Raw genomic sequence first — 9,082 nt, 5'->3', positions numbered from 1 at the left:
ACGCAGTGGCGATGTTGCTGGCCGGAGCCCGGGGGTACAGGGGGCGGCGGCGACTGGCCGCCCCCTGTACGCTCCCTGCGCCATGCCAGGCATAACGCAGAAGATTAACCGGGAGCGCAATGTGCGTTGAAGCCACAAATAATATAAAGCACCGCACGGCGAAGCTTTCCCTCACCCTAACCCTCTCCCGGAGGGAGAGGGAACCGTCCGGCAGTCGTTTCGCCCCACACCGCTCCCTGCGCCGTAAGAGACATAACGCAGAAGACTAACCGGGAGCGCAAACTACGCTGAAGCCACAAATAATATAAAGCACCGCACGGCGGAGCTTCCCCTCACCCTACCCCTCTCCCGGAGGGAGAGGGAACCGTCCGGCAGTCGTTTCGCCCCACACCGCTCCCTGCGCTATGAGAGACGTAACGCAGAAGATTAATGTGTGCTGAAGCCACAAATAATATAAAGCACCGCACGGCGGTGCTTTCCCCCACCCTACCCCTTTAACTTCGGATCCAGCGCATCGCGCAGACCATCGCCCAGCAGATTAAACGCCAGCACGGTCACGAAAATCGCCACCGCCGGAAACAGCGCCACATGCGGGGACATCACCATATCCGCCCGCGCCTCGTTAAGCATCGCGCCCCACTCCGGGGTGGGCGGCTGCGCGCCAAGGCCGAGAAAAGACAGGCTGGCCGCCGAAATAATCGACACCCCAATACGCATTGTGAAGTAAACCACGATCGATGACACCGTCCCCGGCAGGATGTGGTTGAAGAGGATGGTGGCGTCGCTGGCGCCGATGCTGCGCGCCGATTCAATAAAGGTCTGCTGCTTTAACACCAGCGTATTGCCGCGCACCAGACGGGCGAATGCCGGGATCGAGAAGATCGCCACGGCGATGATCACGTTGGCCATCCCGCTGCCCATGACGGCAACCACCGCGATCGCCAGCAGGATCCCTGGAAAGGCGAACAGCACGTCGCAAAGTCGCATAATGAGCCGGTCCCACCAGCCCTCATAGTACCCGGCCAGCAGCCCCAGCACCGTGCCGATGGCCGCGCCAATCAGCACCGCCAGCACCCCGGCTGCCAGCGAGATCTGCGCCCCGACCAGCACCCGGCTGAAAATATCCCGCCCCAGGGAGTCGACACCGAACCAGTGCACCAGCGAGGGCCCCTCGTTAAGCCGGTCATAGTCAAAATAATTTTCCGCATCGTACGGCGCTATCCATGGGGCAACGATGGCTACCACAATCAGCAACAGCACGAAAATACCGGCGCCCATCGCTACCGGCTGGCGACGAAAGCGCCGCCAGAACTCATGCCATGGGGTATGGATCTCGCCGGGTCTGATACCCGGCATGGCGTTCAGCGCCGCCTGCCTTCTCCAGTTGAGCAATCGCACCTTACTTATACCTGATAGCCGGGTTTATGGCCGCGTACAGCACATCCACCACTAAATTGATAAGAATAAACTCCAGCGAAAAGAGCAGGACTTCCGCCTGAATCACCGGGTAATCGCGCATCTCCACCGAATCGACCAGCAATCGGCCCAGCCCCGGCCAGTTAAACACCTTTTCCACGACGATCGACCCACCGAGCAGAAAGCCGAACTGCAGCCCCATCATGGTCACCACCGGGATCATCGCATTGCGCAGACCATGCTTAAGCACCACCCGCGTTTCGCTCACTCCTTTCGCCCGCGCGGTGCGCATATAGTCTTCATGGAGCACATCGACGAACGATGCGCGGGTAAAGCGCGCCATGACCGCCGCCACCGCCGCGCCAAGGGTTAGCGAAGGCAAAATATAGTGCCGCCAGCTGTCGGCCCCCACCGTCGGCAGCCAGCCCAGCTCGACAGAAAACACCTGCATCAGCAGCATACCGAGAGCAAAGGCCGGAAACGAAATACCGCTCACCGCCAGCGCCATCCCCAGGCGATCAGGCCAGCGATTACGCCACACCGCGGCCGCGATCCCGGCCGCCATTCCGAACAGCACCGCCCAGCTCATGCTGGCCAGCGTCAGCCATAGCGTGGGCATAAAGCGGCTGGCTATCTCGCTGGCAACAGGACGCCGCGAGGCCATGGAAATACCAAAATCGCCGCGCAGTACGCTGGTGATATAGTGCCAGAACTGGACATGCAGCGGCTGGTCAAGCCCCAGCTGCTGGCGCACCATCGCCACCACCTGAGCGTCGGCCTCCGGTCCGGCAATCAGCCGCGCCGGGTCACCGGGCAGCATATGCACAAACAGGAACACCAGCACCGCAACGATAAGCAGGGTGGGGATCAGCCCCAGCAGGCGCTTAATCACATAATTCAGCATCTCCCCCTCCCATCCCGGGAGAGGGAACGCATGAGGATAGACATGATCACTGCGTCAGATCCGCCTGCTCGAAGCTAAAGCCGGTATCCGGCTGGATATAGAAACCGGTGAGGTTCTTGCTGTGGGCGGAGACCAGTTTCTCGACCACCAGCGGCACCCACGGCGACTCTTTCCAGATAGTATCCTGCGCCTCTTTATAGAGTCTGGTTTTCTCTTGCGGATCGGTGGTTTTCAGCGCCTCGCTCAGCGCTTTATCCACCTGCGGGTTGCTGTAAAACGCGGTGTTAAACAGCGTCGGCGGCCAGTTTTGTGAGGCGAACAGCGGCGACAGCGCCCAGTCGGCTTCACCGGTGGAGGCGGACCAGCCGGTATAGAACATCCGTACCCCGCTCTCTTTCTGCCCTTTGCCTTCCACTTCCGCCGCCCGCTGACCGGCGTCCATCGCCGTCACCTGTGCCTTAATCCCCACCTGCGCCAGCTGCTGCTGGGTGAATTGCAGCACTTTCTGCGCGGTGCTGTGGTTATGGGACGACCATAGCGTGGTACTGAAGCCGTCAGGATAGCCGGCCTCTTTCAGCAGCTGGCGCGCTTTCGCCGGATCGTAGGGCCAGGCGGTGTAGGTCTGGGCGTAGGCAATCGACGGCGGCACCACGCCGGTTGCCGGGGTGGCGTATCCGGCAAACGCCACCTTGACCAGCGCCTGACGGTTAATCGCATAGTTGATGGCTTCGCGCACCTTCGGGTTATCGAACGGCTTCTGCGTCACGTTCATGCTGATGTAGCGCTGCATGATCGACGGGCTGGCCACCAGCTCCAGTTTGCTGTTTTTCGCCAGCAGCGGCGCCTGTTCGTAAGGGATCGGGAAGGCGAACTGCGCCTCGCCGGTCTGCAGCATCGCCGCCCGGGTATTGTTATCCACCACCGGACGCCAGGTGATAGAATCCAGCTTTGGCAGCCCCGGCTGCCAGTACCCATCGAACTTGCTGACCTTCACAAAATCCGTCTGGTTCCAGGTGTCGAGCTTATACGGCCCGGTGCCCACCGGGTGGAAGCCGATATCCTTACCATATTTTTTCAGCGCCGCCGGCGAAATCATCGCTGTCGCCGGATGGGCGAGAATGTTAATAAACGCCGAGAAGGGCTGCTTCAGGGTAATTTTGACCGTAGTCGGATCGACCGCCTCGGTGCTGGCGATATTTTTATACAGGTTATAGCGCTTGAGATGGTTATCCGGGTTACTCGCGCGATCGAGGTTAGCCTTTACCGCCTCGGCGTTAAAGTCAGTGCCATCCTGGAATTTCACCCCGCTGTGCAGCTTAACGGTGTACACCAGGCCGTCCGGTGACACGGTATAGCTCTCGGCGAGGACGTTTTGCAGCTTCATCTCTTTATCAAGGCCGAACAGGCCTTGATAAAAGGACTTCGCCACCGCCTGCGACAGCGTATCGTTGGCGTCATAGGGATCAAGGGTCGTGAAGTTAGACCCGACCGCCACCACCACATCTTTGGCGGCAAAGGCGGGAGCGCTCGCCAGGGCTGCCGCGATACTCAGCGCCAGCCACCATTTGCGTGAAACAGGTTGTGTCATCGTGTTCTCCTGAAAAGGTGCATTATGTGTTGTTATGTTCAGCCCAGCACATCGGCGGATTCGCGGGCAACAAAGTGGCCCGGGCCTACCTGCTGCAATGGCGCGCTGGCGATCTCTTCGCCCCGCTTATAGATATTCCCCGGGACGTCATCCGACAGCAGGATCCGCTGCGGATGACGAAAGGTCGGGTCGGCCACCGGTACGGCAGCCATCAGCTTACGGGTATAGGGGTGCTGCGGGTTTTCAAACACCGCGCGGCGCGGGCCTATTTCGACAATGCGACCGCGATACATCACCGCCACGCGGTGGCTGATGCGCTCCACCACCGCCATATCATGGGAAATAAACAGAAACGCGATACCCATCTCGCGCTGCAGGTCGAGCATCAGATTGATAATCTGCGCCCGAATGGAGACATCCAGGGCCGACACCGACTCATCGGCTATCACCACCTTCGGATTCAGCGCCAGCGCGCGGGCAATGCAGATCCGCTGCCGTTGGCCGCCGGAAAAGGCATGGGGGTAACGCCAGGCATGCTCCGGCTGAAGCCCCACGCGCTTCAGCAGCCAGGAAACCCGCTCACGCGCGGCTTCACCATGCAGCAGGCCATGCACCCGTAGCGGCTCCATGATCGAGTCACCGACCGTCTGACGCGGGTCAAGCGAAGCGTAAGGATCCTGAAAAATAAACTGAATATTACGGCGCAGGGATTGCAGCTTGCTGCCGGAGAGCGTATCAATCCGTTGGCCGTCGAAGGTAATGGTGCCACCCTGGGTTTCGACCAGTCTCAGCAGCGCCCGGCCGGTGGTCGACTTGCCGCAGCCGGACTCTCCCACCAGCGACAGGGTCTCTCCCGGCCAGAGATCAAAACTGATCTTCTCCACCGCATGCACTTCGCGCGTCACGCGATTGAGCAGCCCACCGCGCACCGGAAAACGGGCCACCAGGTCGCGCACCTGCAGGATAGGCTCCCCCGCCGCCACCGTGTCTGGCGTTTCGGTCTCCGCCTGCGGCTGACCGGGAAGCGAAAAACGGCGCGGCAGATCCTGACCCCGCATCTCCCCCAGCCGCGGAACCGCCGCCAGCAGCGACTGAGTATAAGGGTGCTGCGGCGAACGAAAGATCTCCTCAACGCTGCCGGTCTCTACCGCCTCACCGCGATACATCACCAGCACCCGATCGGCGATATCGGCCACGACGCCCATATCGTGGGTAATAAAGATCACCCCCATCGCCATCTCCTTTTGCAGGACGGCAATGAGTTGCAAAATTTGCGCCTGGATGGTGACATCCAGGGCCGTGGTCGGCTCATCGGCTATCAACACCGCCGGCCGGCAGGAGAGCGCCATGGCGATCATCACCCGCTGGCGCATGCCGCCGGAGAGCTGGTGCGGATAGCGTGAGAGCATCTCTTCCGCCTGGGGAATACGCACCTGGTCGAGCATCTTTTTCGCCGCGCGCAGCGCCTCTTCGCGCCCCAGCCCCTGGTGCAGGCGCAGGGATTCGGCGATTTGTTCGCCGATGGTAAAAACCGGATTCAGCGAGGTCATCGGCTCCTGAAAAATCATGGCCAGATCCGCGCCGCGCACCCGGCGCATCTCGGCGTCCGTTTGCTCATTGAGCGCGATCACCTGCCGGTTACGCCGCCGCAGCCACAGCCCCTCGCTGCTCACTTCGCTGCTGGCGGCGTCAAGCAAACGCATCAGCGCCAGCGCGGTCACCGATTTTCCCGAACCGGACTCACCCACTATCGCCAGCGTCTCGCCGCGACGCAGGCTGAAGGATAGCTGACGCACGGCCTGCACCTCTGGCGCATCCTGTTGGCGAAAGGCCACGTTCAGGTTGCGCACTACCAGCACTTCGCAGGTATCGGTTTCGTGAGTTTGCGACACTCTCCCTCTCCCTTCTTCTATTCGCGATAAATGCCAATGGTCGGCGTATCGCCGGCATAGCACCAGGCGCGGTACATGCCTTCACTGTTAAACGGTAAAACGACGTTACCTTCGCGATCGACGGCAATCAGCCCGCCGCTACCGCCGAGAGCCGGCAGTTTCTCCATCACCACCCGCTCGCAGGCGGTGTAGAGACTCAACTGACCATACTCCATCAGGGCGGCGATATCGTAGGCCGCCAGGGTGCGCATAAAAACTTCGCCGGTGCCGGTGCAGGAGACCGCCACGCTGGCATTGTTGGCATAGCATCCCGCGCCCGGCAGCGGGCTGTCGCCGACGCGTCCGGGCAGTTTGTTGGTCATGCCGCCGGTGGAGGTTGCCGCCGCCAGATTGCCAGCCAGGTCGAGCGCCACCGCGCCGACGGTGCCCATTTTCTGGCGTTCATCGAGCGGGGCGGCGTGGTGGTCGAGGATAATCTCCCCGCCCGCTTTCGCCTCCTGCAGCTGCAGCAGGCGCTCGGGCGTGGAGAAGAGATCGTTTTCCACGCGTTCCATCCCCCGGGAGAAGGCGAAATTTTCCGCGCCCTCGCCAATCAGCAGCACGTGCGGACTCTCCTCCAGTACCAGACGCGCCGCCAGCACCGGATTACGCAAATGTTTGACCCCGGCCACCGCGCCCGCCTGCAGGCTGTAGCCATCCATTACGCAGGCGTCCAGCTCGTGGGTTTGATCGTGGGTAAATACCGCGCCCATCCCGGCATTAAACAGCGGGCACTCTTCCAGCAGCCGAACGGCCTCGGTCACGGTATCCAGCGCACTGGCGCCCGCAGCCAACATCTTCTGCCCGCTTTCGACGATAGTCGACAGCGCCGCCACATACTCTCGCTCCCGCTCCGGCGTCATCTGCGCGCGAGAAATCGCCCCTGCGCCGCCGTGAATTGCTATAACCGCCTTGCCCATTTCGCCAGTCCTTAACGATGAAGTGGATCGCCCCTGCCCCGTCGTACCGCGGCGCGGCGCCGGTCACGTCAGGAATAAGGGTATTGATATCATTATATTGCTGAATGTCTTATACAATTTTTGAATATAGAAAGAGCGGCGGGCGATGTAAAGCCTCGTACCCAGGTGGCATACAGCCCGCGCCGCTTTTCTGCCATAATAGGCGTTTTCGCTGTTTTGCCCGCAGGAGTGACCCATGGATTTTACCGCCGGACTGATGCCGCTCGACACAGCCCTCGCCCAGATGCTCGATCGTATTACGCCGCTGAACGCGACGGAAACTGTACCGCTGTTGCAGGCCTTCTCGCGTGTGACCGCCCATGACATCGTCTCCCCGCTGGATGTGCCCGGCTTTGATAACGCCGCGATGGATGGCTATGCCGTCCGGCTAAGCGACCTTCGCGACGGCGCGGCGCTGCCGGTCGCCGGTAAGGCCTTTGCCGGCCAACCGTTTCACGAGACCTGGCCCACCGGCACCTGTATCCGCATCATGACCGGCGCGCCGGTGCCTGCGGGCTGCGACGCGGTGGTCATGCAGGAAGAGACCGAACAGACCGACGCCGGCGTGCACTTTACCGCGCCGGTGAAAGCCGGGCAGCACATTCGCCGTCGCGGAGAAGATATCGCCCACGGCGCGGTGGTCTTCCCGGCGGGGACGCCCCTGACGGTGGCCGAGCTGCCGGTGCTGGCCTCGCTGGGCATTGCCGAGGTCGAGGTGGTGCGCAAGGTCCGCGTCGCGGTCTTCTCAACCGGCGATGAGCTGCAGCTGCCGGGTCAACCGCTCGGCGACGGCCAGATTTACGATACCAACCGCCTGGCGGTGCACCTGATGCTGCAGCAGCTGGGCTACGAGGTCATTAATCTCGGCATTATTCCTGACGACCCGGCGAAGCTGCGTGACGCGTTTATCGCCGCCGACCAGCAGGCCGACGTGGTCATCAGCTCCGGCGGCGTCTCGGTGGGCGAAGCCGACTACACCAAAACCATTCTTGAAGAGCTGGGCGAAATCGGCTTCTGGAAGCTGGCGATCAAGCCGGGCAAACCCTTCGCCTTCGGCAAGCTCAGCAGCAGCTGGTTCTGCGGCCTGCCGGGCAATCCGGTTTCCGCCACCGTCACCTTCTGTCAGCTGGTGCAACCCCTGCTGGCGAAGCTATCCGGTAACCACGGTTCGCTTCAGGCGACCCGTCTGCGGGTTCGCGCCGCCACGCGGCTGAAAAAGTCCCCGGGCCGCCTCGATTTTCAGCGCGGAATTCTGCAGCGCAACCCGGACGGCGAACTGGTGGTAACCACCACCGGTCATCAGGGCTCGCACATATTTAGTTCCTTCAGCCTCGGCAACTGCTTTATCGTGCTGGAGCGTGAGCGCGGCCACGTGGAAGCAGGCGAATGGGTCGAGGTCGAACCGTTCAGTCACCTGTTTGGGGGGCTGTAATGGCCGTGGAGCTGAGCGATAAAGAGATGCTGCGCTATAACCGGCAGATCGTCTTGCGCGGTTTTGATTTTGACGGTCAGGAGCGGTTAAAAGCCGCTCGCGTGCTGGTGGTCGGCCTCGGCGGGCTCGGTTGCGCCGCCGCCCAGTATCTGGCGGCCGCGGGGGTGGGCCAGCTTACCCTGCTCGATTTCGATACCGTCTCGCTGTCCAACCTCCAGCGCCAGACGCTGCACAGCGACGCCACCCTCGGCCAGCCGAAGGTGGATTCCGCTCGCGAGGCGCTGGCGCGTATTAACCCGCACGTTCATCTGGTGCCGCTCAATGCCTTGCTGGATGAGACCGCGCTGGCGGCGCAGATTGCCGATCACGATCTGGTGCTCGACTGTACCGACAACGTCGCCATTCGTAACCAGCTCAATGCCGGCTGCTTTCGCCATCACACCCCGCTGGTCTCCGGGGCGGCGATCCGCATGGAGGGGCAAATTAGCGTCTTCACGTATCAGGAGGGCGAACCCTGCTACCGCTGCCTGAGCCGCCTGTTTGGCGAAAACGCCCTCACCTGCGTCGAAGCCGGGGTGATGGCCCCGCTGGTGGGCACTATCGGTTCGCTGCAGGCCATGGAAGCCATTAAACTGCTGAGCGGCTACGGCACGCCTGCCAGCGGGAAAATCGTCATGTACGATGCCATGACCTGCCAGTTCCGCGAAATGAAGCTGCCGCGCCACCCGCAGTGCGAGGTCTGCGGCTCGCATTAACACCCCACCACCGGCAACGAAAGTCGCCGGTGGTTTTGCGACCTCTCTCGTTATTTTCTCCCCGCTGGCTTATCCCCCTCTCGCTTGTTGATTCACG

The 9,082-nt window shown here is 61.7% G+C and carries 7 protein-coding genes; 2 read left to right on the top strand and 5 right to left on the bottom strand.

Annotated elements, in window-relative coordinates; all coding sequences use genetic code 11:
* Positions 1 to 486: 486 nt before the first annotated feature.
* From gsiD to iaaA, 5 genes are read right to left on the bottom strand one after another with little or no spacing between them, the layout of a single operon-like run.
* Positions 487 to 1,398, bottom strand: coding sequence for a glutathione ABC transporter permease GsiD (gsiD, locus tag ACKLKD_RS06895; RefSeq protein ID WP_025714160.1), 912 nt, complete (start codon positions 1,396 to 1,398; stop codon positions 487 to 489).
* Position 1,399: 1 nt separating this feature from the next.
* A complete protein-coding gene (gsiC, locus tag ACKLKD_RS06890) occupies positions 1,400 to 2,320 on the bottom strand; it encodes a glutathione ABC transporter permease GsiC (protein ID WP_025714159.1) in 921 nt (306 codons plus the stop codon).
* 46 nt (positions 2,321 to 2,366) lie between these two features.
* Positions 2,367 to 3,908 carry a glutathione ABC transporter substrate-binding protein GsiB gene (gene gsiB, locus ACKLKD_RS06885; RefSeq protein WP_080897583.1) on the bottom strand — a complete coding sequence of 514 codons (1,542 nt, stop codon included), beginning with the start codon at positions 3,906 to 3,908 and terminating at the stop codon, positions 2,367 to 2,369.
* Positions 3,909 to 3,946: 38 nt separating this feature from the next.
* Positions 3,947 to 5,800, bottom strand: coding sequence for a glutathione ABC transporter ATP-binding protein GsiA (gene gsiA, locus ACKLKD_RS06880; RefSeq protein ID WP_087805007.1), 1,854 nt, complete (start codon positions 5,798 to 5,800; stop codon positions 3,947 to 3,949).
* Positions 5,801 to 5,817: 17 nt separating this feature from the next.
* Entirely contained in the window at positions 5,818 to 6,759 is a 942-nt protein-coding gene (gene iaaA / locus ACKLKD_RS06875; RefSeq protein WP_008805796.1) for a beta-aspartyl-peptidase, read from the bottom strand.
* 235 nt (positions 6,760 to 6,994) lie between these two features.
* Between iaaA and moeA the strand changes: the two genes are divergently transcribed.
* Both moeA and moeB read left to right on the top strand, forming a co-directional pair.
* Positions 6,995 to 8,230 (top strand): molybdopterin molybdotransferase MoeA, encoded by a 1,236-nt coding sequence (gene moeA, locus ACKLKD_RS06870; protein WP_087805009.1) that lies wholly within the window; start codon positions 6,995 to 6,997, stop codon positions 8,228 to 8,230.
* Complete coding sequence (gene moeB, locus ACKLKD_RS06865) at positions 8,230 to 8,985, top strand: molybdopterin-synthase adenylyltransferase MoeB (protein WP_025714155.1); 756 nt, start codon at positions 8,230 to 8,232, stop codon at positions 8,983 to 8,985. Before moeA ends, moeB begins: the two co-directional genes overlap by 1 nt.
* Positions 8,986 to 9,082: the final 97 nt, after the last annotated feature.

The sequence above is a fragment of the Klebsiella sp. 10982 genome, from assembly GCF_048589245.1.
GTDB classification, from domain to species: domain Bacteria; phylum Pseudomonadota; class Gammaproteobacteria; order Enterobacterales; family Enterobacteriaceae; genus Klebsiella; species Klebsiella quasivariicola.
Note: the sequence above shows the minus strand (reverse complement) of the source record. Positions and strands in the feature narration are given on the sequence as shown.

Bases quoted from the DNA above. Each gene is read 5' to 3' on its own strand.
- gsiC (WP_025714159.1), bottom strand. From the start codon at position 2,320: ATGCTGAATTATGTGATTAAGCGCCTGCTGGGGCTGATCCCCACCCTG.
- gsiB (WP_080897583.1), bottom strand. From the start codon at position 3,908: ATGACACAACCTGTTTCACGCAAATGGTGGCTGGCGCTGAGTATCGCG.
- iaaA (WP_008805796.1), bottom strand. From the start codon at position 6,759: ATGGGCAAGGCGGTTATAGCAATTCACGGCGGCGCAGGGGCGATTTCT.
- moeA (WP_087805009.1), top strand. From the start codon at position 6,995: ATGGATTTTACCGCCGGACTGATGCCGCTCGACACAGCCCTCGCCCAG.
- moeB (WP_025714155.1), top strand. From the start codon at position 8,230: ATGGCCGTGGAGCTGAGCGATAAAGAGATGCTGCGCTATAACCGGCAG.